The sequence below is a fragment of the Pseudomonas sp. Larv2_ips genome (genome assembly GCF_963879675.1).
Classification (GTDB): domain Bacteria; phylum Pseudomonadota; class Gammaproteobacteria; order Pseudomonadales; family Pseudomonadaceae; genus Aquipseudomonas.
Window position 1 is genome coordinate 126,081 of sequence record NZ_CAWOAW010000006.1, and the last position, 22,467, is coordinate 148,547.

Genomic DNA, 22,467 nt, shown 5'->3' on the forward strand with positions numbered 1-22,467 from the left:
CACAGGAACACTCAATGAATACCGAAGGACTCTCAGAAGTTGCCGTAAAAGACGCTCACCCGGTGGTGGAACAAGTCACCGAAACGCCGCCGGAGCTGGAGCCCGCACCGCCTGCCGTGGTGGCCGAGGCCCCCGCGCCGGCGCCGGTGGTGGCGGTGACCAACCTGGATGACAGCAGCCTGTACATCCACCGCGAGTTGTCACAACTGCAATTCAACATCCGCGTGCTCGAGCAGGCGCTGGATGAGTCCTATCCGCTGCTGGAACGGCTGAAATTCCTGCTGATTTTCTCCAGCAACCTGGACGAGTTCTTCGAGATCCGCGTCGCCGGCCTCAAGAAGCAAATCACCTTCGCCCGCGAACAAGCGGGCGCCGACGGCCTGCAGCCGCACCAGGCCCTGGCGCGCATCAGCGAGCTGGTGCACGGCCACGTGGACCGCCAATACGCGATCCTCAACGACATCCTGTTGCCGGAGCTGGAAAAACATCAGGTCCGCTTCATTCGTCGCCGGCACTGGACCACCAAGATCAAGACCTGGGTGCGCCGTTACTTCCGAGACGAAATTTCGCCGATCATCACCCCGATTGGTCTGGACCCGACGCACCCGTTCCCGCTGCTGGTGAACAAGAGCCTGAACTTCATCGTCGAACTGGAAGGCATCGACGCCTTCGGCCGCGATTCGGGCCTGGCGATCATCCCGGCGCCGCGTCTGTTGCCACGAATCATCAAGGTACCGGAAGAGGTGGGGGGCGCTGGCGACAACTATGTATTCCTGTCGTCGATGATCCACGCGCACGCCGATGACCTGTTCCAGGGCATGAAGGTAAAGGGCTGCTACCAGTTCCGCCTGACCCGTAACGCCGACCTGGCGCTGGATTCCGAAGACGTCGAAGACTTGGCCCGCGCCCTGCGCGGTGAGCTGTTCTCGCGCCGCTACGGCGACGCGGTGCGTCTGGAAGTGGCAGACACCTGCCCTAAACACCTGTCGGACTACCTGCTCAAGCAGTTCAACCTGGCCGAGTCCGAGTTGTACCAGGTCAATGGCCCGGTCAACCTGACGCGCCTGTTCAGCATCACCGGTCTGGACAGCCACCCCGAGCTGCAATACACGCCGTTCACGCCGCAGATCCCGAAATTGCTCCAAAACAGCGAGAACATCTTCAGCGTGGTGAGCAAGCAGGACATTTTGCTGCTGCACCCGTTCGAGTCGTTCACCCCGGTGGTCGACCTGCTGCGCCAGGCCGCCAAGGACCCGCATGTTCTGGCTGTGCGCCAGACGCTGTACCGTTCCGGCGCCAACTCGGAAATCGTCGACGCACTGGTAGATGCCGCGCGAAACGGCAAGGAAGTCACCGCGGTGATCGAGTTGCGTGCGCGTTTTGACGAAGAGTCCAACCTGCAACTGGCCAGCCGCCTGCAAGCGGCCGGTGCCGTGGTGATCTACGGCGTGGTCGGTTTCAAGACCCACGCCAAGATGATGCTGATCCTGCGCCGCGAAGCCGGCGAGATTGTGCGTTACGCGCACTTGGGCACTGGCAACTACCACGCCGGCAACGCCAAGCTCTACACCGACTACAGCCTGCTGACCTCAGACGACGCGTTGTGTGAAGACGTCGGCAAGTTGTTCAGCCAGTTGATCGGCATGGGCAAGACCTTGCGCATGAAGAAGCTGCTGCACGCGCCGTTCACGCTCAAAAAGGGCATGCTCGACATGATTGCCCGCGAGACCCAGTTCGCCCTCGACGGCAAACCGGCGCACATCATCGCCAAGTTCAACTCGCTGACCGATCCGAAGATCATCCGCGCGCTGTACAAGGCCAGCCAGTCCGGTGTGCGCATCGACCTGGTGGTGCGTGGCATGTGCTGCCTGCGTCCGGGCATCGCCGGGGTTTCGCATAACATCCACGTGCGATCGATCATCGGGCGCTTCCTGGAGCACACGCGGGTGTTCTACTTCCTCAACGGCGGCGAAGAGCAGATGTTCCTCTCCAGTGCCGACTGGATGGAGCGAAACCTCGATAAGCGTGTAGAGACCTGCTTCCCGGTGGAAGGCAAGAAGCTGATCATGCGCGTCAAGAAAGAGCTGGAAAGCTACCTCACTGACAACACCCACAGCTGGAGCCTGCAGTCGGACGGCCGCTACGTGCGCAACACGCCGACCGGCAACCAGAACCCGCGCAGTGCGCAGGCGACGTTGCTGGAAAAGCTGGGTAGCCCGATTCTTGCGGTGAACTAAAGCCAACGCGCTCTGAAAATGTGGGAGGGGGCTTGCCCCCGATGAAGGAGTGTCAGTCAACAGATTCATTGACTGGTCCTCCGCCATCGGGGGCAAGCCCCCTCCCACATGTGTTTGTGCAGTGTTCTTTAGATCGGCTCAGCGCAGGTTCAGGCTGAACCCCACCCGCGTCAGCCATTCCGCTTCCTGGGCAAAATCCGCCTGGGTCAGCTGGTTTTCATCCAGCCAGCCTTTGGGGAACACCACATCCAGGCTGTCGCCGTGGGCGCGCAGGGTGACCTGGGGCATTTCCTGGGTGCCGCGAATGTGGTGGAACAGGATTGCAAAGCGCAGCAGCACGCACAGGCGAATCAGCTTGCTGCCTTCGCTGCCGAAGTCGGCAAACTTGTCCTTGGGAATGTTGCGGCGATGGCCACGCACCAGCAGGGCGAGCATCTGTTGGTCTTCGCGCGAGAAACCGGCGAGGTCCGAGTGCTCGATCAGGTAGGCGCCATGTTTGTGGTAATGGTAGTGGGCGATGTCCAGGCCCACTTCATGCACCTTGGCAGCCCAGCCGAGCAGCTCGCGCCACACGCCGTCTGCCAGGTCCCAGTCCTCGGCCACTTGGTCGAAGGCATGCAGGGCCTTGCGCTCCACGCGCGCGGCTTGTTCCAGGTCGACGTGATAACGCTCCATCAACGAGCTGAGGGTGCGTTCACGCACGTCTTCATGGTGATGGCGGCCCAGCAGGTCATAGAGCACGCCTTCGCGCAGCGCGCCGTCGCAGTGGTCCATGCGTTGCAGTTCGAGGGCGTCGAAAATCGCCTCGAGAATCGCCAGGCCGGCCGGGAAAATGGTGCGCCGATCAGGCTTGATGCCGTCAAAGTCGATTTTCTCTGCATCGCCCAGCTTGAACAGTTTGCGCTTGAGCCAGGCCAGGCCTTCGGCGTTGACCTCACCGGTGCCATGGCCGCCGGCTTTGAGGGCCAGGCCGATCGCGCGGATGGTGCCGGACGAGCCGATGGCTTCATCCCAGGTCAAGCGATGCAGGGCGTGTTCGATGCTCATGATTTCCAGACGCGCCGCGGTGTAGGCCTGGGCATAGCGCGCCGGGGTGATCTTGCCGTCCTTGAAATAACGCTGGGTATAACTGACGCAACCCATCTGCAGGCTTTCGCGCAGCAGCGGTTCGAAACGCTGGCCGATGATGAATTCGGTGCTGCCGCCGCCGATGTCCGCCACCAGGCGTTTGCCCGGGGTGTCGGCCAGGGTGTGGGAGACGCCGAGGTAGATCAGGCGCGCTTCTTCGCGGCCCGAAATGACCTCTACCGGATGCCCGAGGATTGCTTCGGCGCGGCGGATGAACTCGCCGCGGTTGCGGGCTTCACGCAAGGCGTTGGTGCCAACGATTCGCACAGCGCCCAGGGGCATGCCGTTGATCAGTTGGGCAAAGCGCTTGAGGCAATCGAGCCCGCGCTGCATGGATTCTTCATTGAGCTGGCGCTCGTCGTCGATCCCGGCAGCCAGTTGCACTTTTTCGCCGAGCCGCTCAAGGATGCGGATTTCGCCGTTCTGGGCCTTGGCCACGACCATGTGAAAGCTGTTGGAGCCCAGGTCGATAGCGGCGATCAAGGACAGATTCTTGGCTTGGGATTGCGGCATGGTTTGGGGGTCTCGGTCGATAACCTGACCATCGTGCCACGATCGAACGCTGGCGCCAACGCGTTGTGCTTCAGTAATTTGCGTGATGCTGTCTGTGGGGAATTCATGTGGGAAATGTAGGCCGGTTTCGTAAGCATGCGATGAATAAGCCATTCAATGATGTAGGCATTTTGACGTTCGTGGTTTTCAAGGCGGATTCTGAATTTGCCTACAATGATTGAGTCGCTGTTCTCTTAGTTTGTTTTGTTATGGACTACCTTGTTATTAACTGAGAGCCACTACTTATTTTCATCACTCCGACAAATACTGATGTGTTGTCCGATTTTTTAATGAGGTACCAAAGCAGCAGACTGTCACTCGGCAATGTTGCCTGGGTGTTATTTATTTATCGTTATGTATGTCCGGGAAGATAAGTGGTTGGGCGATGGATTCGCCAGGACGCGAATAAACAATGCCTGTTAACTTCGTAGTGACAGGACAAAAATGAAAACAATTGTTGGTTTGACTCTCGGTATCGCCTGCCTGGCTGCAACCCTCAACGCTCAGGCGACCACCAGTGCCCAATTGGTCGTCAGGGGCACGATTACTCCCGCTGCCTGTAACCTCAGCCTCGCCGGCAGCGGCATCATCGACTACGGCACGATTCGCTCCGGCGAATTATCCCAGACCGCGTTCAACACCCGCGAAGAGAAGACCACTTCCCTGGTGGTCAATTGCGGCACAACGCCGGCGAGGTTCGGAATCTCCTTCACCGACCTGCAGGCGGGCAGCAAAGTGCCGGGTGTCCTGGGTCCAGGCTTTACCGAGGCGCAGAATTTTGGTTTGGGTTCTGTAGGGACTCGGCGAACCGGTGGCTATTCGGTCACGCTCAGGGACCTACGTTCTGCCGGCGTGGCGCTGTACCCCATCCTGCGTAATGGCACCGGCGTTTGGCTCACCAGCGATGGCAAAGTTGCTCAGTCACCTGCCCAGTATTCGTGGCGCAATAGCACCACCTTTACGCCGGCCTCTATCAACCAGTTGACCGGCACTCTTGCGGTGAAGGCGGTCATCAACCGGGCGCAGGATCTGGACTTGAGTCGCGATGTCTCCCTTGATGGGCGCGCCACACTGGTATTGAGTTACATCTAAACAGCGCAAAACAGCCAATCAAGAAACTGACACTTTCTGGTTGGCTGTTTTTTTGTGGGCGTTTAACTGCCCAGGGTCAACTTTGTCGGTTGCGGGGAACGTCGAGTGCGTGGGTTTTCAATAATAAGTTTTATGTTGTTTTGGAGTGCAGGTGCCTGTGGTTTTTTTACCGGTGTTGCCCTGGCGGACGGCATGCTGCCGGAAACAACGGTCGTGGTGCTTTATGAGGAAGAGGGCGAGGCCACAATAAACATCAAGAACACCGATGCCGGGCCGGCGTTGCTTCACTCGGTGGTGGAGAACGTGCCCGAGGACCCGCAACTGCTGTTGATCGTTACACCGCCCATCACACGAGTGGAGGCGGGCGATACGCAGTTGGTGCGTTTTATCAGCACCCAGGGTGAGCCGCTCAAGACCCAACGCCTCAAGCGTGTGTCGTTCGAGGGCATCCCCCAGGCGCGCACGGCGGGCGGTGCGACCATCGGTATCACCCTTCGGCAGAATTTGCCGCTGATCCTGCACCCCAAAGGTTTGCCTCGGCACTCAACCCCCTGGGAGTTGCTGAAGTGGAAGCGGACCGGGCAGGGCCTCACGGCCCATAACGACAGTGCCTATGTGGTGCGCCTGGCGCCGGAGGTGCGCCTGCTTCCACAAGGCGCCCCGGCCACGTTGCCGCGCGCTTACCTTTTGCCGGGTGAAGCATTGACCGCAGAGGTCGATGGCCCACTGGACGGTGTGGCCGAGGTCCAGATCCAGCCCGCCACGGTCTATGGGTTTTCGGTAGAAAACTACCGCGCCCCGATCCTTACCGATGAGGGTTGATCGGCCGATGATTAACCCTTCGAGTCACCGCATTGCGGCATTTTTTAGGCCCGGCAGGCCCACCTTGATCATGGGTTTTGCAGCCCTTTGGAGCTTGCCCGGCGTTGTTTCTGCGCTGGAGTTGGGAGAGGGCTTTGACCTCGCGGCACTGACAACCCACGGTATTGACCCCAAGGTCTCCGACTACTTTCGCAGTGCAGCGCGCTTTCGTGAAGGCGTGCACGTGGTGGGCCTGCGGGTCAATGGAAACCCGCTTGGGCTGGTAGATGCACGTTTCGATCACGAGGGTCGATTGTGTTTTACGCCTGGGCTGCTGGAAAAAGCCGGGCTGGTAAAGCCGCGCGACATCCTCCACGAAGGCGCTACACCGGACGCGGCCTGTCATGACTTTCTCGCTGCGTTCCCGACCACAATGCTGAGGTTGCGCCCCGGTACCGAGGAAGTGACGCTGGTTGTGCCGACCCAGTCATTGCGTGCGCCGCAGTGGGAGGCCGGGCCCTTTTCCACGGGCGGCGCAGCCGCGCTGTTCAACTATGACGTGCTGGGTTTGGACAGTCATTCGCGCAGTGGGCCCAGCCGGTTCATCTCGGCCTACACCGAGGCAGGCTTCAACCTTGACGATTGGGTGGTCCGCAGCCGCCAGTTCTATGTGTCCGACAACGGCAAGACCCGCACCGAACACCTTTACGCGTTTGCCCAGCGGGATATTGCTGCGTTGCAGTCGACGTTCCAGGTCGGCCAGATCTCCAGCCATAACCCGTTGTTTGGCGGGGTCCAGTTGTCCGGGCTGCAGTTTTACCCCGATGGCCAATCGCGTGCCGCTGCGGGCGGCAACCATGCGGTGGTTGAAGGGCTCGCCCAGAGCCAGTCGCGGGTTGAAGTGCGCCAGTCCGGTGCGTTGATCTACAGCACGTTGGTGCCTGAAGGCCCGTTCAGGCTTGCGGGGTTGCCGCTGCTCAATGACACCAGTGACCTGGACGTCAGCGTGATCGATGTGCGCGGTGTCAGGCGCAGCTTCGTGGTGCCGACGGCGTCGTTCGCGGGGGCTGGTCCGGCGGCGCCTGGTTATTATTTCTCGGTTGGCAAGTTGCGCAAAAACACCCTCGAAGAGGGGCCATCACCGCGGGTCGCCATGGCCAGCGGCACATGGGGGCTGGGGCGCGACTCGTCGGCGGGCTTTGGCTTGTTGAGCGCCGATGACTATGGGTCGGCGGGCGTCACCCTGAACAGCGTGTTTGTGCAGCGGGTGTCCGTGGGGGCACGTCACAACTTGTCGCGAGACAGCAAAAACGCAGTGTCCGGGTCGCGCAGCAGCGTCTCCGTGAGCAGCCCGGTGCTGCCCAATGTTGACGTCAACCTCAGTGCGACCACCCAGACCCAGGGTTATCGTGAGGTCACTGAAGCCGGCCGCGTCTCCCGGCCCGACGAATTGGGTTCGCGCTTCAAGAACCAGTACACGGCAGGCATGAGCTGGGCCGACCCCACGCTGGGGGTGTTCTCGCTGGGTTATACCCGCAGCGCCCAATTTGACGGGCGAACGAGCGAGCATGTGTTCACCTCGTGGAACAAGTCATTCAGCCGCGCCGATGTCGCGTTGATTGCCGACTCGCAAGTGGGCGGCACTCGGTCTGATCGTGACGTCACGCGTGCCGGCAACCGGCGCGAACGGGCGCTGGACAACGATTTGTCCGTGCGGTTGCAGGTCAGCGTGCCATTGGGTGGGGATCGTCGTGTGCACAGTTACACCAGTCGTCGCGGTGATCAGTTCACCGCCGGCACGTCGCTCAGCGAACGGGTCAACGAGTATGTGAATTACGAAGTGGGCGTCGAGCGCGACCTCAAGGCCCGGCAGGCATCGGTGCGCGGGCAGGTGGACCTGCTGCCTCGTTATACCCGGGTCGGCCTGGGTGTCAGCCGCGACCCGCAGGGCACCAGTTACACCGGGCAGCTGCAAGGCGGCGTGGTGGCTCACGCAGGCGGGCTGACCTTTTCGCCTTACCCCGTGCAGGACACCTTCGGCATCGTCTCTGTCGGGGATATCGGCGCGGCAAAAGTCCAGACCCCCCAAGGCCCGGTGTGGACCGATTTCAGCGGGCAAGCCGTGATCGCAGGCCTGCCGGCTTATACCAACAGCCGGGTTGAGGTGCAGACCCCGTCCTTGCCCAGGCGCGTCGACCTGAAAAACGGCACGCAGGTGCTCACGGCGGGCCGTGGATCCTTCAATGCCGTGGATTTCGATGTGGTGAAAGTGCGCCGTATTTTGCTCACCGCAAAGGATCAGCATGGCCGGCCATTGCCTCAAGGCGCCTCGGTGTTCGGCACGGGCGATCGCTTCGTGACCAGCGTGGTGGGCGAGGGCATGGTGTTCCTCAATGACGTCAATGAGGCGCAAAGCCTGCGTGTTTCATTGCCGGACGCTTCTACCTGCCTGCTACGCATTGACCTCAAGAGCCAACCCGACAATGACAAGTTCTATGAAACCACCTCGGCGGTGTGCCATGGCCGTTAAGCTTAAAAGCGTGCCTTTGCTAATGCTCTGCGCACTGCTCGCGACGCCTGATGCCCGGGCTGAAAATTGCCGGTTATCGGTGAGCCAGCCGCGCATAGACTACGGCGCTATTCGCAGAGAGGCGCTTGTTGAAAGCACGTCCATGGCGCTCGGCACTCGCTCGTTGAGCGTGAATGTACTGTGTGCTGAGCCCGCGGCAATCGCGTTGCGTTTTGTCGGCGTGGCGGCCGATGGCGAGAGCTTTCGTTTCGGGCGCCAGGGGCATTTCCGCCTGAACCTCACACACGCGCGTTTAGATGGGCAAGCCGTTGGCTGGGCGCCCGCGCACTCAGCCGGCGAGACGGTCAGCGGGCACCTGTTGCCCGGCCAGACGTTGATAGCGCGAGTGGCCGGGGGGCCGAGGGCAGGGCGTCAATTCACGGCCCAGGTCGATATCGACACCGACCTGGCTGCCGACGCCTTCCAGGTGCGTAGCGAGACGCACCTTGAAGGGCAGGGCAGTTTCGAACTGGTCAGCCCGGTTGTTCCACTGAGCCAATGAAGTTGGCGAATTCCGGCGTTTTTGGGTTGGCGAACAGTGTCTTGGGGTCGCCCACCTCATGCACTTTGCCTTGGTGCATGAACACCAGTTTGTCGCCGACTTCCCGGGCGAAGCGCATTTCGTGGGTCACCATGATCAGGGTCATGCCGTCGTTGGCCAGTTGACGCACCACGCTGAGCACTTCATTGACCAGTTCAGGGTCCAGGGCCGAGGTGATTTCGTCGCACAGCAGCACCTTGGGTGACATGGCCAGTGCACGCGCAATCGCGACGCGCTGTTGCTGGCCACCGGACAGGCGATCCGGGAAGGCGTCGAACTTCTCGCCCAGCCCGACGCGCTCCAGCATCTGCCTGGCAAGCTGTGCGGCTTTGGCCTTGGGCACTTTCTGCACCACTTGCGGCGCGAGCATGACGTTTTCGCCCACCGTCAGGTGCGGGAACAGGTTGAACTGCTGGAACACCATGCCGACTTTCTGCCGCAGGCTGCGCAGGTCGGCGCGCGCGGCATCGAGGTATTCGCCATCGACTTCGATCACACCGTCGTTGATCGATTCCAGGCCATTGAGGGTACGCAGCAAGGTGGACTTGCCCGAGCCGCTGCGGCCGATGATCGCCACCACCTGGCCCTCTTCCACGGTCAGGTCGATGCCCTTGAGTACGTGGTGATCGCCGTAATACTTATGCAGGGCGGAAATTCTAAGCAGAGGCATGCAGTCTCCTTTCCAGGTAGCGGGCACTGAGGGACAAGGGGTAGCAGAGCAGGAAGTAACCGAGGGCCACCAGGCCGTAGACCATAAAGGGTTCGAAGGTGGCGTTGGCGAGCATGCCGCCGGTCTTGGTCAGTTCGGTAAAGCCGATGATCGACGTCACGGCGGTGCCTTTGACCACCTGCACCGAGAACCCCACGGTGGGTGCCACGGCAATCCGCAGCGCTTGGGGCAGGATCACGTAGCGCAGTTGTTCAAGCGGGTTGAGCGCCAGGCTGGCCGACGCTTCCCATTGCCCATGGGCGATGGATTCAACGCAGCCGCGCCAGATCTCGGCCAGGTAGGCGCTGGTAAACAGGGTCAAGGCGATTGCCGCTGCCAGCCAGGGCGAAATATCCACACCCAGAAGGGCAATGCCGAAAAACACCAGGAACAGCTGCATCAACAGCGGCGTGCCCTGGAACAGTTCGATATAGGTGCGCGCAACATTGCGTGCGAAGGCTTTGCGGCTGATGCGCATGGTCATCACCAGCAAACCGATCAGGCCGCCGCCGACAAACGCCACCAGCGACAGCAACAGGGTCCATTGCAGGCCAACAGCCAGGTTGCGCACGATGTCCCAGAACGAAAAATCACTCATCGGCTGTTCCTCATCACAAACCGCCGGCCAATCCAGTTGAGCAACTGGCGAATCATCAATGCCATGCACAGGTACACCAGCGTGGTCAGTGCGTAGGTTTCAAAGGCGCGGAAGTTGCGCGACTGAATAAAGTTGGCGGCAAAGCTCAGCTCTTCGGTGGCGATCTGCGAACACACGGCCGAGCCGAGCATCACGATGATGATCTGGCTGCTCAGGGCCGGCCACACCTTGCCCAGCGCCGGCAGCAGCACCACGTGGCGGAACGCTTCGAAACGCGTCATTGCCAGTGCGGCGGCGGCTTCCAGCTGGCCGCGAGGGATGGCCTGGATGCCGGCGCGAATGATCTCGGTCGAGTAGGCCCCCAGGTTGATCACCATCGCCAGCACGGCGGCTTGCCATTCGGTTATTTTCAGCCCCAGCGAGGGCAGGCCAAAGAAGATGAAGAACAGCTGCACCAGAAACGGCGTGTTGCGGATCAACTCGACATACACACCGAAGAACCACGCAAACGGCTGGATCTTCCACGCCCGCACCACGGCGCCGACGGTGCCCAGGGCCACCCCGAGGATCGCGCCGATGGCCGTCAGCTCAAGCGTGAACAGCGCACCGCGCAACAGCAGGTCGGTGTTGGCGAGCACAGGCATAAAGTCAAATTGATACGCCATGAATCAGCTCCGTCGCTTTAAAGGTCGGCGGGCAGCGGCTCTTTAAGCCACTGCATCGCATTTTTCTCCAGGCTGCCATCGGCTTTGGCCGCTACCAGGATCTGGTTGACCTTCTCCAGCAGCGCCGGCTCGTTCTTGTTCACGCCCACGTAGACCGGCGAGTCCTTGAGTTTCACTTTCAGGGCCGGCACGCGTTTCGGGTTGCGCTCGCTGATGGCCACCATCACCACGTTGCCACTGGCGATCAGGTCGACCTGGCCGGCCAGGTAGGCGGCGATGGTCGAGTTGTTGTCTTCGAAGCGCTTGATCGTGGCTTCCTTGGGCGCTACGGCGGTCAACTCGATGTCTTCGATGGCGCCGCGGGTCACGCTGATGGTCTTGCCCTTGAGGTCGTCAGTGGTGCTGATCGGCGCATCAGGCGGACCAAACACCGCCAGGTAGAAGGGCGCATAGGCCTTGGAGAAATCGATGACTTTTTCCCGCTCGGCGTTTTTGCCCAGGCTGGAAATCACCAGGTCGACCTTGCCGGTGGTGAGGAATGGAATGCGGTTGGTGCTGTTGACCGGCGTCAGCTCCAGCTTGACCTTGAGCTGGTCAGCCAGCAGCTTGGCGGTGTCGATGTCCAGGCCGCGGGGCTTCATGTCCGGACCGACCGAGCCGAACGGCGGGAAGTCTTGAGGCACGGCGACCTTGAGGGTGCCACGGGCGACAATGTCGTCCAGACCATTGGCCTGGGCGGGTGCCTGGCTCAGCATCAGGCTGGCAAACAGGGCAGTGAGCAGGGCGCTGTAGCGCTTGGTCATGGCGACTCTCCGAAAAGGGCGAAGGGATTTTCTGATTTTGCTCAGTGCACAGCCCATGCCATCACTGCTGGTATTGCCTGCAAGGCCGGGATTTGTTGAGGTGCGGTGGTCTTACTGGTCTGAACAGTGCGTGCGCTTTTCGCACCTTTTTCGAGCGCCGGTAAAAGCCCGCGAGCCCCTTTGGGGCGTGGCTTGCCGCCGGCTGCGAATAGCTTTACAACTAGCCGCTCAGTTGTCTGGAACTATGAGTTTTATATGAATTCCATCGCCCAAGCCGTACCGGAAGCGGCCCTGCAGGCCATCCGCAAACTGATCAAGGAGCAGGGCTTTGCAGCGGGCGATGCGTTGCCCTCACAGCGCGACCTGGCGGTGCAGTTGGGTGTGAGTCGGGCATCGCTGCGCGAGGCGTTGTCGTCCTTGAGTGCGCTGGGCGTGGTCAGCGTGCAGCCGGGCAAGGGTGTGTTCGTGCAAGAGGTGCAGGAGGCGCCGGGTTTTGCCTGGCCCTTTGCCGCTCAGGCCACACCGCTGGATATCTTCCAGTTGCGCTATGCGCTGGAGGGTTTTGCCGCCGGGCTGGCGGCCGTAACGTTGAGCATCGATGAGTTGGACGGCCTGGAAGACAATGTCGAGGCGATGCGCAAGGTGCTCAAGGCCGGCGATTTTGAAGCCGCCGCCCGGCTCGACTTCGAATTTCACCAGCGGATTCTGCTGGCCAGTGGTAATCAGGCGATGGTGAGCATCCTGAGTGCCAGCGCCGAGGTGTTTCTGGAGAGCCAGAAACTACCGTTCATCCGGCCGGAACGGGCCATGGAAACCTGGCAGGAGCACCGCAAGATCCTGCGTGCACTGGCTCGGCGCGCCAGTGCGCAAGCCCAGAGAACCATGCAGGAACACGTACGCAATGCGGCATTGCGCACTGGCATTGCCTTCGTGACTCCCGTGACACCGTAAGTTGAGCTATACCCAAACTCATGCGTCACCATAGCAAGAGTCAATCAGAGGCGGCTTCCTGAACGGGGGAAGGGCGGCTATGATGGGCCACGTTTTTTTTGCTTACAATCCGGAGACATCCATGAGCAACGATCTTATCAAGCACGTCACCGACGCGAACTTTGAGGAACAAGTACTCAAGGCTCAAGGCCCGGTCCTGGTTGACTACTGGGCTGAATGGTGCGGCCCTTGCAAAATGATCGCCCCTGTTCTGGACGACATTGCAACCACCTACGACGGCAAGCTGACCATTGCCAAGCTGAACATCGACGATAACCAGGAGACTCCGGCCAAGCACGGCGTGCGTGGTATTCCGACCCTGATGCTGTTCAAGAACGGCAACGTCGAAGCCACTAAAGTAGGCGCGCTGTCCAAGTCCCAGCTGCAAGCTTTCCTCGACGCGAACATTTAAGCGTCGTCAAAAAAGCCCCGCAAATTGCGGGGCTTTTTCGTGAAACAGGGCTAGACGCTCCGAAACTCAGGTGGTACATTCGGCCCCGCACTGGCTTCTCCACTGCCCCCTGCAAGCCGTCGCCGACGCATTCCTTTTCGATTAGTACGCGATCCTGTCGCCTTCTCTGCGGCGCGGCCTCATTAAGCCAAAAGCTTAATTTCCCCCCTCCATAAATGATTACGTCATTCCTATATGAATCTGACTGAACTCAAGCAAAAGCCGATTACCGACCTGCTCCAATTGGCCGAAGAAATGGGCATAGAAAATATGGCCCGTTCGCGCAAGCAGGACGTGATTTTCTCCCTGCTCAAAAAGCACGCGAAAAGCGGCGAGGAAATCTCCGGTGATGGCGTGCTGGAGATTCTCCAGGACGGCTTCGGCTTCCTCCGCTCTGCAGACGCCTCCTATCTTGCCGGCCCAGACGACATCTATGTCTCGCCGAGCCAGATCCGTCGCTTCAACTTGCGCACCGGTGACACCATCGTTGGCAAGATCCGCCCTCCTAAGGAAGGCGAGCGTTATTTCGCCCTGCTCAAGGTCGACACGATCAACTTCGACCGTCCCGAGAACGCGAAAAACAAGATTCTCTTCGAGAACCTGACCCCGCTGTTCCCGACTGTGCGCATGAAGATGGAAGCCGGTAACGGTTCCACCGAAGACTTGACTGGTCGTGTCATCGACCTGTGCGCCCCGATCGGTAAAGGCCAGCGCGGTCTGATCGTCGCACCGCCGAAAGCCGGTAAGACCATCATGCTGCAGAACATTGCAGCGAACATCGCTCGTAACAACCCGGAAGTTCACCTGATCGTGTTGCTGATCGATGAGCGTCCGGAAGAAGTAACCGAAATGCAGCGCACTGTGCGCGGCGAAGTGGTTGCCTCCACGTTCGACGAGCCGCCGACCCGCCACGTGCAGGTTGCCGAAATGGTGATCGAGAAGGCCAAGCGCCTGGTCGAACACAAGAAAGACGTGGTGATCCTGCTCGACTCCATCACCCGTCTGGCCCGTGCCTACAACACCGTGATCCCAAGCTCCGGCAAAGTGCTCACCGGTGGTGTCGATGCCCACGCCCTGGAGAAACCAAAGCGTTTCTTCGGTGCTGCGCGGAACATCGAAGAAGGCGGCTCGCTGACCATTATCGCCACCGCGCTGGTTGAAACCGGCTCGAAGATGGACGAAGTGATCTACGAAGAGTTCAAGGGTACCGGCAACATGGAACTGCCGCTTGACCGTCGTATTGCTGAGAAGCGTGTGTTCCCTGCGATCAACATCAACCGCTCCGGCACCCGCCGCGAAGAGTTGCTGACCGCCGATGACGAACTGCAGCGCATGTGGATCCTGCGCAAGCTGCTGCACCCGATGGACGAAGTCGCCGCCATCGAGTTCCTGATCGACAAGCTGAAAACCACCAAGACCAACGACGAGTTCTTCCTGTCGATGAAGCGTAAGTAACACGACGCTCCAGGTCCGAAAAAATGGCGCCCTTCGGGGCGCCATTTTTTTGTGTTGAGAAAGAGAGCTTTGCAGGACAATAGTGTCAGTTAAGAAACAAAAAAACTGAGTGCGGCTACGCTCATTCCCATTCGAATCAGGCTGACCTACGATCTATGACCGCTCTTGCTTACCGAAGGGACATTGACGGCCTGCGTGCCATCGCTGTCCTGGCTGTTGTGCTGTTCCATTTTGGAGTACCAGGCGTCACTGGCGGCTTTGTTGGCGTTGATGTGTTCTTTGTGATTTCAGGGTTTCTGATCACTTCGATTATCTGGCGCGAGCGTGAAGCCGGGCGTTTCAGTTTTCTCGATTTCTGGGCTCGCCGGGCCCGGCGCATCCTGCCGGCACTGGTCGTCATGATGTTCGTGTCATTGGTGGTTGGCTGGTTTTTGATGGCGCCCAAGGACTATTCAGAGCTGGGACGCTCGATTCACAACCAAGTGATCTTCATCTCCAACCTCTTCTTTATGCGGCAGGACGGCTATTTCGATACAGCCTCCGATATGAAGCCGATGCTCCACACCTGGTCGCTTTCGGTTGAAGAGCAGTTCTACATCGGTTTTCCACTCTTGCTGGCGCTGCTGTCGAGCCGGCTCAAGCAATGGCGTGGTGCCTTGTTTGTGCTGATGCTCGCCTCATTTGCTGCCAGCGTGTGGGCGGTGTCCCGAGAACCGGACAAGGCCTTTTTCCTGCTGCCGATGCGGGCCTGGGAGTTGTTGGCGGGTTCCATGCTGGCGGTAATGCCGGCGCGGGCGCAGCGCGCAAGCCCGATGCTGGCGCAGACGGTCAGCTTGATCGGCCTGGGAATGATTCTGGTGGCGGTACTGGGTTATGACGCCAGCACCGCCTTTCCAGGGGTTGCAGCGCTGTTGCCGGTAGTGGGTGTGGTGGGGCTTATTTGGGCCAACGGTCAGCACATCACACTGGTAGGCCGGTTGTTGGGTAGCCGTGTGCTGGTGGGCGTGGGGCTGATTTCCTATTCCTGGTACCTGTGGCACTGGCCGGTGCTGGTGTTTGGCAAGTACGCCAGCATTTTCGGCCTGGCGCCTGTGGAGGTTGCGGGCCTGTTTTTCCTGAGCCTGTTACTGGGCTATGGGTCCTGGCGATTCGTTGAGGGGCCCTTTCGCGAGCGGCGTCTGTTGGCGGGCAATCGGGCAATCCTGGCCGCGGGCGTCATGGCGCTCGTCAGCCTCGGCCTGATCGGCAAGAGCCTGGTGTGGTCGGATGGTTTTGCGTGGCGGCTGCCGCCTCAGGCGCTGCAATTTGCCCAGGCGTACACCTGGAGTCCCACGCTTATGAACTGTTTGTCGGACGACAAGAAAAACAAGCACCGTGAGTTGTGCCATTTTGGTCCGCAGGCGGCCACGGCCAAGGCGCTGGTCTGGGGCGACAGCCATGCCTCGGCGTTGATTCCGGCATTGAGCGATGCTTCAAAACAGTACGACTTCAGCATCACCCAGGCGGGCTACGCCGGTTGCCTGCCGTTCTACCGCAAAGAAAACACCCCAGGGTGCGGGGCGTTCAACGAGCGCGTTACGCAGTTGCTCAAGCGCGAGCCCTTCAGTGATGTGGTGCTGGTGGCGCGCTGGAGCCTCTACGTGTATGGGCAGCGCTCCGGTGATACCGGTGCGTCGATCCATGACCCGGCGACGGGGAAATATGACCGCGCCGTGGCTGAGCAGCTATTCAGCGAGGGTTTGAATACCTTGGTGCAGCAATTACGCGCCGGTGGTCATCGTGTATGGCTGGTCAAGGAAGTGCCGCTGCAGGAATTCAATGTGCCGTACCGGCTTAGCCGTTTGGCCATGTTGGGGCGCCCGACCGACCGCGAAGGCTTGCCCCTGGCCGAACACCTGCAGCGCCAAACCTTCATCAGCGGTGTCTTTGAGCAGATCGCAGCGGCCGATCCAGGTGTTCAACTACTGGACCCGGCGCCGAAGCTGTGCGACACCAACGGGTGGTGTCGCGTCGAACTCGGCGGCCAGTCGCTGTATACCGATGACAACCACCTCTCAAGCGTGGGCACGCGGTATGTGGAAGGGTTCCTGGAGCCGTTCTTCCGCACCCTGCGCCAGGCCTCGGTGCAAACAGATGTAAGCCGCAATGATGTGCAATAAGCTGCCAGCGCTCGTAAGAGCAGGTAGGATGTACGCCTATTTTACGAGTGGCATGGTTAATGAAATTCAAGGATCTTCGGGATTTCGTGCAGCAACTTGAGCAGCGCGGAGAGTTGAAACGTATCCAGGTGCCGATTTCCCCGGTGCTGGAAATGACTGAGATTTGCGACCGTACCCTGCGTAACAAGGGCCCGGCGCTGCTGTTCGAAAACCCGACCGGCTTTGATATTCCGGTGCTCGGCAACCTGTTCGGCACGCCCGACCGTGTTGCCTTTGGCATGGGCGCCGAGTCGGTCAGCGAGCTGCGCGAGATCGGCAAGCTGCTGGCCTTCCTCAAGGAGCCCGAGCCACCCAAGGGCCTCAAGGATGCCTGGTCGAAGCTGCCGATCTTCCGCAAGATCATCGCCATGGCGCCCAAGGTGGTCAAAGACGCCGTGTGCCAGGAAGTGGTCATCGAAGGCGATGACGTCGACCTCGGCATGCTGCCTGTGCAGACCTGCTGGCCGGGCGACGTCGGCCCGCTGATCACATGGGGACTGACCGTCACCAAAGGCCCGAACAAAGACCGCCAGAACCTCGGCATCTACCGTCAGCAAGTGATCGGCCGCAACAAGGTGATCATGCGCTGGCTGAGCCACCGTGGCGGCGCACTGGACTTTCGTGAGTGGTGCGAAAAACACCCCGGCAAGCCGTTCCCGGTTTCCGTTGCCCTGGGCGCTGACCCGGCGACGATTCTCGGCGCCGTCACGCCAGTGCCCGACAGCCTCTCTGAATATGCCTTCGCCGGCCTGCTGCGCGGTAACCGTACCGAGCTGGTGAAGTGCCGCGGCAACGACCTGCAAGTGCCGGCCACCGCCGAAATCATCCTTGAAGGCGTGATTCATCCGGGCGAAATGGCCGATGAAGGCCCTTACGGCGACCATACCGGCTACTACAACGAAGTCGACAGCTTCCCGGTGTTCACCGTCGAGCGCATTACCCATCGGATCAAACCGATCTACCACAGCACCTACACCGGCCGTCCGCCGGATGAGCCGGCCATCCTGGGCGTGGCCCTCAACGAAGTGTTTGTGCCGATCCTGCAGAAGCAATTCCCGGAGATCACCGACTTCTACCTGCCGCCGGAAGGCTGCTCGTACCGCATGGCCATCGTGACGATGAAGAAGTCGTACCCGGGCCACGCCAAGCGGGTAATGCTCGGTGTGTGGTCGTTTTTGCGACAGTTCATGTATACCAAGTTCGTTATTGTCACCGACGACGACATCAATGCCCGGGACTGGAACGACGTGATCTGGGCCATCACCACGCGCATGGACCCCAAGCGCGACACGGTGATGATCGACAACACGCCGATCGACTACCTCGACTTCGCATCGCCAGTGTCAGGCCTGGGCTCGAAAATGGGCCTGGATGCCACCCACAAATGGCCGGGTGAAACGACCCGCGAATGGGGCCGGGTAATCGTCAAGGATGACGCCGTGACCGCGCGTGTCGATGCAATCTGGAAAGAATTGGGAATAGATTGATGCGTGTAACCCTGCAACCTTCCGGCGCTGTACTGGAACTGGTCCCTGGCGAGCGGATCCTCGAAGGTGCGCGCCGCCTGGGCTACGAGTGCCCGCAAGCCTGTCGCAATGGCGTGTGCCATGTGTGCGCGGCGCTGCTGGTAGAAGGGCGGGTACAGCAAGCCGGCGAGGTGCGCGACCATGGTGAGTTCTACACCTGCATCGCCGAGCCGCTGGAAGATTGCGTTGTGTTGTGGGATGGCGTGCTGGCGCCGGGAGAGTTGCCGTTGCGCAAGTTGTCGTGCCAATTGAGTGAGTGTGTGGAAGTCGGTGGCGATGTATGGCGCGTGCGCCTGCGGGCTCCGGCCGGCAAGCCGGTGCGTTACCACGCCGGGCAATACCTGATGATCGAGCGGGAGAATGGCGAGAAGTCGGCGTTTTCTTTGGCCTCGGCGCCCCACGCCGGGCGTGAGCTGGAATTGCATGTGCTGGCCCGTGAGGACAGCGCGCGTAACCTGCTCGAACAGTTGCAGCGTAATCAGATGGCTCGCATCGAATTGCCGTTTGGCGACACCCACCTGGCTGAACTGCCGGACGGGCCGCTGGTATTGATCGCCGCCGGCACCGGCATGGCGCAGATGCACAGCCTGATCGAGCATTGCCGCGCCTCTGGCTTCAAGCACCCGGTGCACCTGTACTGGGGCGTGCGCCGCCCGGAAGACTTCTACGAAATCGAGCACTGGGACCAGTGGCTGAAACTGCCCAACCTGTTCCTGCACAAAGTGGTCAGCGACCTCTGTGGTTGGGAAGGCCGTTGCGGCCTCCTGCATGAAGCGGTGTGTGAAGACATCAGCGACCTTAAAGCCGTGCATGTCTACGCCAGTGGCTCGCCGGCGATGATCTACGGCACGCTGGATGCGCTGGTTGAAGCGGGTATGGATGCGCACCAGATGCGCGCCGATGTGTTCGCCTACGCACCGCGCCCTTAAAAGCGCACGCCGGTGGTGACCATCGCGGCATTAAAGCCCAGTAACACCAGCTCTGCTGCTACCGGCCCATAGTGGGCGCCCACGGACGGGATGATCACCGGCGCAACGCCGAAACGGTTCAACGGGATCTTGTCGCGGTACTCGCCGCGATAGCCCTGCAATAACCCGCCCGTGAGTTTTACATATACCGGATAGTCGGCCATGTCATAGCGCTTGCCTGCATAGGCGTAGTAAGCGCGTTGGCTGAACGAATTGCGAAATGTCGCCGCGCCATACACAAAACCTGACGCCTCATTGCGCTCCAGGCCGATCAGGTCCTGATTGTTGTTGTGCTTAGGGTCGGGCGCGAAATGCCGGGTATAGACGCTGGTCTGCGCGTACCAGAACCCCTTGTCTTCATCAGCCGGCGGTACTTCGGCCGCCAGTGCGGTGGTGGCCTGGGCCAGGAACAACAGGCTGGGCAATCGAAACTTCTTCATGGGTGCGACCTCGATAGGCGGTTGGACGGCTAAGTGGGTCGTGCTGTGCGCTATTTTGAGGGCTTGGCGCGTTGTCAGGCTGAACCGCGGCTGAAATTACCGGGATTGCTGGCCCCAATCCTGATGAACAGGTGCGGCGCTTATGCTTTTGCTTATGCTTTAAAGGTATTTAATTTGTTACATAAATATCATTAAGCTATATCTCAACGGACTACCGACTATCTGCCAATAACCAATAACTGACCGCCACCGCCCGCCAGCCGGATCGATCGTAGGAACTCAGAGCTTGACGTTCTGATGTTTGATTCTGAGGGGAGCGGTATGGGGAGCTACAAGAAACACGCGCTGTACACAGCGATTTTGTCGGCCAATTTGCTGACTGCTGTGGGATTCAATCCCGTCATGGCTGCGCAGACAGCGACCACCGACGCACCAAAACTCGACACCGTCATCGTCACCGGCACTCGCGCCCAAGAGCGCACGGCCAGTGCTTCGCTGTCGCCCATTGATGTGATTTCCGGCGACAGCCTGCGCAGCACCGGCTCCGATGAGCTGGGCGCTGTGTTGGCGCGCCTGATTCCGTCGATCAACTTCCCGCGTCCGAGCCTGGTGGACGGCGCCGAACTGGTGCGCCCTGCGCAACTGCGCGGTCTGTCGCCGGATCAAGTGCTGGTGCTGGTCAATGGCAAACGCCGCCACACCAGCGCCTTCGTCAACCTTGGCGGGGCGGTGGGGCGTGGCTCGGCCCCGGCGGATTTGAATGCGATCCCGTTGTCGGCAGTCGACCACATCGAAGTGCTGCGTGACGGCGCGTCAGCGCGTTATGGCTCTGACGCGATCGCCGGCGTGATCAACGTGATCCTCAAGCACGACGACCACGGCGGTTCGATCTCGACCAAGTTCGGCGAATACAAAAAGGGTGATGGCATCCAGCGCAATGTCAGCGGCAATACCGGGTTTGCCTTGGGCGACAATGGCTTTATCAATGTCTCGGGCGAAGGTGCCGACAACGATTACACCAACCGCGCCGGCGACGACTTCCGCCCAGGCAGCATCGGTTCCACCACGTATGGCCAGCGCGTGTTCCGTCAGGGCGAACCGGCCACCAATGAAGGCAAATTCCAGTTCAACTCGGAATATTCCTTCAACGATGCAGCCGAGTTCTACACCTTCGGCGGCTACAGCAAGCGTCGCGGCGAGACGGCGGCGTTCTACCGGGCGAGCAATGCGTCCAATAACATCCCGGCGCTGAACCCTAATGGTTATCTGCCGTTGATCAAAGGCAACCTGGAAGACACCTCATTGGTCGTCGGCCTGCGCGGCTTGCTGGCTTACGACTGGCATTACGACCTGTCGGCCAACTACGGCAAGAACCAGTACGAGCTGAGCACTGAAACCATCAACACCTCACTGGGCCTGGCCACGCCGCGCAAGTTCGACAACGGCACCCTGAGCAATGACCAGAAGCAAGTCAGCCTGGACCTGTCGCGCGAATTCGACGTGGGCTTCCTGCCGTACCCGGTGTCGGTGGCGTTTGGCGGCGAGTACCTGCGCCAGAGCTATGAAATCGAAGCCGGAGAACCTGCGTCCTACTATCAAAGCGGCAGCTCGGGCCTGGGTGGTTTCCGTGATGCCGACGCCGGCAGCAGCGCGCGGCATAGCTGGGCGCAATACCTGGACCTGGAAACCAACTTCACCGAAAAACTCAGCGCCTCGGCCGCCGTGCGTCATGAGGACTACAGCGACTTTGGGTCCAACGTCAGCGGTTCGCTGTCGGCCCGTTATGACTTCACCCCGCAAGTGGCCTTGCGTGGCAGCATCTCGAACGGTTTTCGCGCACCTTCCCTGGCCCAGCAGAACTTTGCCTACACCTCGTCCCAGTTGATCGGTAACACCATTCAGGAAGCCGGCACGTTCCCGGCCAACAGCCAGGTGGCCCGCCTGCTCGGCGCCGAAGACCTGAAAGCCGAGAAGTCGCGCAACTACAGCCTTGGCCTGGTGCTGGAGCCTGCCGATGACTTGACCGTGACGCTCGACGTGTACCGCATCGATATCCGCGATCGCATCAGCCTGTCCTCCAACCTCAATCTCAACCCGGCCACCATCGCCTACCTGCAAGCCAATGGGGTAGGCAATATCAACTACACCAGCGCCCGTTACTTCACCAACGCCACCGACACCAGCACCGACGGCGTCGATCTGGTGGCCAACTATCGCTACCCGTTCGATAACGGCATCCGCTGGAACAGCACCGTGGGCTACAACTACAACCACACCAAAGTGACCGACGTGAAGCCTAACCCGGCGATTCTGGACAGCCTGGGCGCCAACCTGGTGCGGGTGGACCGTCGTGAGCGCATCGGTTTGCTCGGCGACACCACGCCTCAGCACAAACTGAGCCTGGGTAACGATTTCACCTATGGCCATTGGGCGCTGCACAGCAACCTGGTTCGCTACGGTGAATTCACCAGTTATCAGGCGGACAAGGTCAACGACCAGACCTTCAAGGCCGCCTGGGTGTTGGACCTGTCGGCGGACTACAAGCTCAAGAACTGGACCTTCACCCTGGGCGGCGACAACGTCACCGATAAATACCCGGAAAAGGTCAACGCTTACGCCAGCAGTGGCGGCAACCTCGCCTATAGCACTTTTTCGCCGTACGGTTACAGCGGCGCGTTTTATTACGGTAAAGTTGCTTACAACTGGTAACAGCTTATTTGAGTGATAAAGGAGACCTAAGCGAT

Annotated in this window: 18 protein-coding genes; 12 read left to right on the forward strand and 6 right to left on the reverse strand. The window is 60.2% G+C overall.

Going from position 1 to position 22,467, the window contains the following annotated elements:
* The first annotated feature begins 14 nt into the window (after positions 1-14).
* Positions 15-2,237, forward strand: coding sequence for a polyphosphate kinase 1 (gene ppk1 / locus AACV02_RS01930; RefSeq protein ID WP_106575798.1), 2,223 nt, complete (start codon positions 15-17; stop codon positions 2,235-2,237).
* 138 nt (positions 2,238-2,375) lie between these two features.
* Here the strand turns inward: ppk1 and ppx are convergent, their stop codons facing one another.
* Entirely contained in the window at positions 2,376-3,878 is a 1,503-nt protein-coding gene (gene ppx, locus AACV02_RS01935; protein WP_106576072.1) for an exopolyphosphatase, read from the reverse strand.
* Positions 3,879-4,361: 483 nt separating this feature from the next.
* On the opposite strand from ppx, the gene AACV02_RS01940 reads away from it, so the two are divergent.
* The 4 genes from AACV02_RS01940 (at position 4,362) to AACV02_RS01955 (ending at position 8,881) form a co-directional block, all read left to right on the forward strand.
* Positions 4,362-5,009, forward strand: coding sequence for a DUF1120 domain-containing protein (locus tag AACV02_RS01940; RefSeq protein ID WP_106575797.1), 648 nt, complete (start codon positions 4,362-4,364; stop codon positions 5,007-5,009).
* A gap of 132 nt (positions 5,010-5,141) precedes the next feature.
* Positions 5,142-5,831, forward strand: a complete 690-nt coding sequence (locus tag AACV02_RS01945) for a fimbria/pilus chaperone family protein (protein ID WP_119737291.1) — start codon at positions 5,142-5,144, stop codon at positions 5,829-5,831.
* A 70-nt stretch (positions 5,832-5,901) separates the two neighbouring features.
* Positions 5,902-8,340, forward strand: a complete 2,439-nt coding sequence (locus AACV02_RS01950; RefSeq protein ID WP_256680288.1) for a fimbria/pilus outer membrane usher protein — start codon at positions 5,902-5,904, stop codon at positions 8,338-8,340.
* Between the two features lie 142 nt (positions 8,341-8,482).
* Positions 8,483-8,881, forward strand: a complete 399-nt coding sequence (locus AACV02_RS01955) for a hypothetical protein (protein ID WP_305955850.1) — start codon at positions 8,483-8,485, stop codon at positions 8,879-8,881.
* Here AACV02_RS01955 and AACV02_RS01960 read toward each other — a convergent pair.
* The 4 genes from AACV02_RS01960 to AACV02_RS01975 are packed head-to-tail and all read right to left on the reverse strand — an operon-like array spanning position 8,853 to position 11,695.
* A complete protein-coding gene (locus AACV02_RS01960) occupies positions 8,853-9,590 on the reverse strand; it encodes an amino acid ABC transporter ATP-binding protein (RefSeq protein ID WP_106575793.1) in 738 nt (245 codons plus the stop codon). The two genes, AACV02_RS01955 and AACV02_RS01960, sit on opposite strands and share 29 nt — an antisense overlap.
* Complete coding sequence (locus AACV02_RS01965; RefSeq protein WP_106575792.1) at positions 9,577-10,227, reverse strand: amino acid ABC transporter permease; 651 nt, start codon at positions 10,225-10,227, stop codon at positions 9,577-9,579. The genes AACV02_RS01960 and AACV02_RS01965 overlap by 14 nt, the downstream gene beginning before the upstream one ends.
* Entirely contained in the window at positions 10,224-10,892 is a 669-nt protein-coding gene (locus AACV02_RS01970) for an amino acid ABC transporter permease (protein ID WP_064454658.1), read from the reverse strand. Before AACV02_RS01970 ends, AACV02_RS01965 begins: the two co-directional genes overlap by 4 nt.
* 17 nt (positions 10,893-10,909) lie before the next feature.
* Positions 10,910-11,695, reverse strand: a complete 786-nt coding sequence (locus tag AACV02_RS01975; RefSeq protein ID WP_106575791.1) for a transporter substrate-binding domain-containing protein — start codon at positions 11,693-11,695, stop codon at positions 10,910-10,912.
* A gap of 255 nt (positions 11,696-11,950) precedes the next feature.
* On the opposite strand from AACV02_RS01975, the gene AACV02_RS01980 reads away from it, so the two are divergent.
* The 6 genes from AACV02_RS01980 to AACV02_RS02005 all read left to right on the forward strand — a co-directional run bounded on the left by AACV02_RS01980 (position 11,951) and on the right by AACV02_RS02005 (position 19,244).
* Positions 11,951-12,646 carry a FadR/GntR family transcriptional regulator gene (locus AACV02_RS01980; protein WP_106575790.1) on the forward strand — a complete coding sequence of 232 codons (696 nt, stop codon included), beginning with the start codon at positions 11,951-11,953 and terminating at the stop codon, positions 12,644-12,646.
* A 121-nt stretch (positions 12,647-12,767) separates the two neighbouring features.
* Positions 12,768-13,097, forward strand: a complete 330-nt coding sequence (trxA, locus tag AACV02_RS01985; RefSeq protein WP_106575789.1) for a thioredoxin TrxA — start codon at positions 12,768-12,770, stop codon at positions 13,095-13,097.
* Between the two features lie 234 nt (positions 13,098-13,331).
* A complete protein-coding gene (gene rho / locus AACV02_RS01990; RefSeq protein ID WP_003176825.1) occupies positions 13,332-14,591 on the forward strand; it encodes a transcription termination factor Rho in 1,260 nt (419 codons plus the stop codon).
* A 155-nt stretch (positions 14,592-14,746) separates the two neighbouring features.
* Positions 14,747-16,750: an acyltransferase family protein gene (locus AACV02_RS01995; protein WP_119737297.1), complete on the forward strand. Its 2,004-nt coding sequence runs from the start codon at positions 14,747-14,749 to the stop codon at positions 16,748-16,750.
* Between the two features lie 59 nt (positions 16,751-16,809).
* Positions 16,810-18,276, forward strand: coding sequence for a 4-hydroxy-3-polyprenylbenzoate decarboxylase (ubiD, locus tag AACV02_RS02000; protein WP_106575787.1), 1,467 nt, complete (start codon positions 16,810-16,812; stop codon positions 18,274-18,276).
* Positions 18,276-19,244 (forward strand): CDP-6-deoxy-delta-3,4-glucoseen reductase, encoded by a 969-nt coding sequence (locus tag AACV02_RS02005; RefSeq protein ID WP_106575786.1) that lies wholly within the window; start codon positions 18,276-18,278, stop codon positions 19,242-19,244. Before ubiD ends, AACV02_RS02005 begins: the two co-directional genes overlap by 1 nt.
* On the opposite strand, the gene AACV02_RS02010 is transcribed toward AACV02_RS02005, so the two are convergent.
* On the reverse strand, positions 19,241-19,723 hold the full coding sequence (locus AACV02_RS02010; protein ID WP_119737299.1) for a sn-glycerol-3-phosphate transporter: 483 nt from the start codon (positions 19,721-19,723) through the stop codon (positions 19,241-19,243). The two genes, AACV02_RS02005 and AACV02_RS02010, sit on opposite strands and share 4 nt — an antisense overlap.
* A gap of 321 nt (positions 19,724-20,044) precedes the next feature.
* Between AACV02_RS02010 and AACV02_RS02015 the strand changes: the two genes are divergently transcribed.
* Positions 20,045-22,432: a TonB-dependent receptor plug domain-containing protein gene (locus AACV02_RS02015; RefSeq protein ID WP_119737301.1), complete on the forward strand. Its 2,388-nt coding sequence runs from the start codon at positions 20,045-20,047 to the stop codon at positions 22,430-22,432.
* Positions 22,433-22,467 lie beyond the last annotated feature (35 nt).

What these genes read in the sequence shown, in the direction of transcription:
- ppk1 (WP_106575798.1), top strand. Translation starts at nt 15, where the DNA reads ATGAATACCGAAGGACTCTCAGAAGTTGCCGTAAAAGACGCTCACCCG.
- ppx (WP_106576072.1), bottom strand. Translation starts at nt 3,878, where the DNA reads ATGCCGCAATCCCAAGCCAAGAATCTGTCCTTGATCGCCGCTATCGAC.
- AACV02_RS01940 (WP_106575797.1), top strand. Translation starts at nt 4,362, where the DNA reads ATGAAAACAATTGTTGGTTTGACTCTCGGTATCGCCTGCCTGGCTGCA.
- AACV02_RS01945 (WP_119737291.1), top strand. Translation starts at nt 5,142, where the DNA reads ATGTTGTTTTGGAGTGCAGGTGCCTGTGGTTTTTTTACCGGTGTTGCC.
- AACV02_RS01950 (WP_256680288.1), top strand. Translation starts at nt 5,902, where the DNA reads ATGGGTTTTGCAGCCCTTTGGAGCTTGCCCGGCGTTGTTTCTGCGCTG.
- AACV02_RS01955 (WP_305955850.1), top strand. Translation starts at nt 8,483, where the DNA reads ATGGCGCTCGGCACTCGCTCGTTGAGCGTGAATGTACTGTGTGCTGAG.
- AACV02_RS01960 (WP_106575793.1), bottom strand. Translation starts at nt 9,590, where the DNA reads ATGCCTCTGCTTAGAATTTCCGCCCTGCATAAGTATTACGGCGATCAC.
- AACV02_RS01965 (WP_106575792.1), bottom strand. Translation starts at nt 10,227, where the DNA reads ATGAGTGATTTTTCGTTCTGGGACATCGTGCGCAACCTGGCTGTTGGC.
- AACV02_RS01970 (WP_064454658.1), bottom strand. Translation starts at nt 10,892, where the DNA reads ATGGCGTATCAATTTGACTTTATGCCTGTGCTCGCCAACACCGACCTG.
- AACV02_RS01975 (WP_106575791.1), bottom strand. Translation starts at nt 11,695, where the DNA reads ATGACCAAGCGCTACAGCGCCCTGCTCACTGCCCTGTTTGCCAGCCTG.
- AACV02_RS01980 (WP_106575790.1), top strand. Translation starts at nt 11,951, where the DNA reads ATGAATTCCATCGCCCAAGCCGTACCGGAAGCGGCCCTGCAGGCCATC.
- trxA (WP_106575789.1), top strand. Translation starts at nt 12,768, where the DNA reads ATGAGCAACGATCTTATCAAGCACGTCACCGACGCGAACTTTGAGGAA.
- rho (WP_003176825.1), top strand. Translation starts at nt 13,332, where the DNA reads ATGAATCTGACTGAACTCAAGCAAAAGCCGATTACCGACCTGCTCCAA.
- AACV02_RS01995 (WP_119737297.1), top strand. Translation starts at nt 14,747, where the DNA reads ATGACCGCTCTTGCTTACCGAAGGGACATTGACGGCCTGCGTGCCATC.
- ubiD (WP_106575787.1), top strand. Translation starts at nt 16,810, where the DNA reads ATGAAATTCAAGGATCTTCGGGATTTCGTGCAGCAACTTGAGCAGCGC.
- AACV02_RS02005 (WP_106575786.1), top strand. Translation starts at nt 18,276, where the DNA reads ATGCGTGTAACCCTGCAACCTTCCGGCGCTGTACTGGAACTGGTCCCT.
- AACV02_RS02010 (WP_119737299.1), bottom strand. Translation starts at nt 19,723, where the DNA reads ATGAAGAAGTTTCGATTGCCCAGCCTGTTGTTCCTGGCCCAGGCCACC.
- AACV02_RS02015 (WP_119737301.1), top strand. Translation starts at nt 20,045, where the DNA reads ATGGGGAGCTACAAGAAACACGCGCTGTACACAGCGATTTTGTCGGCC.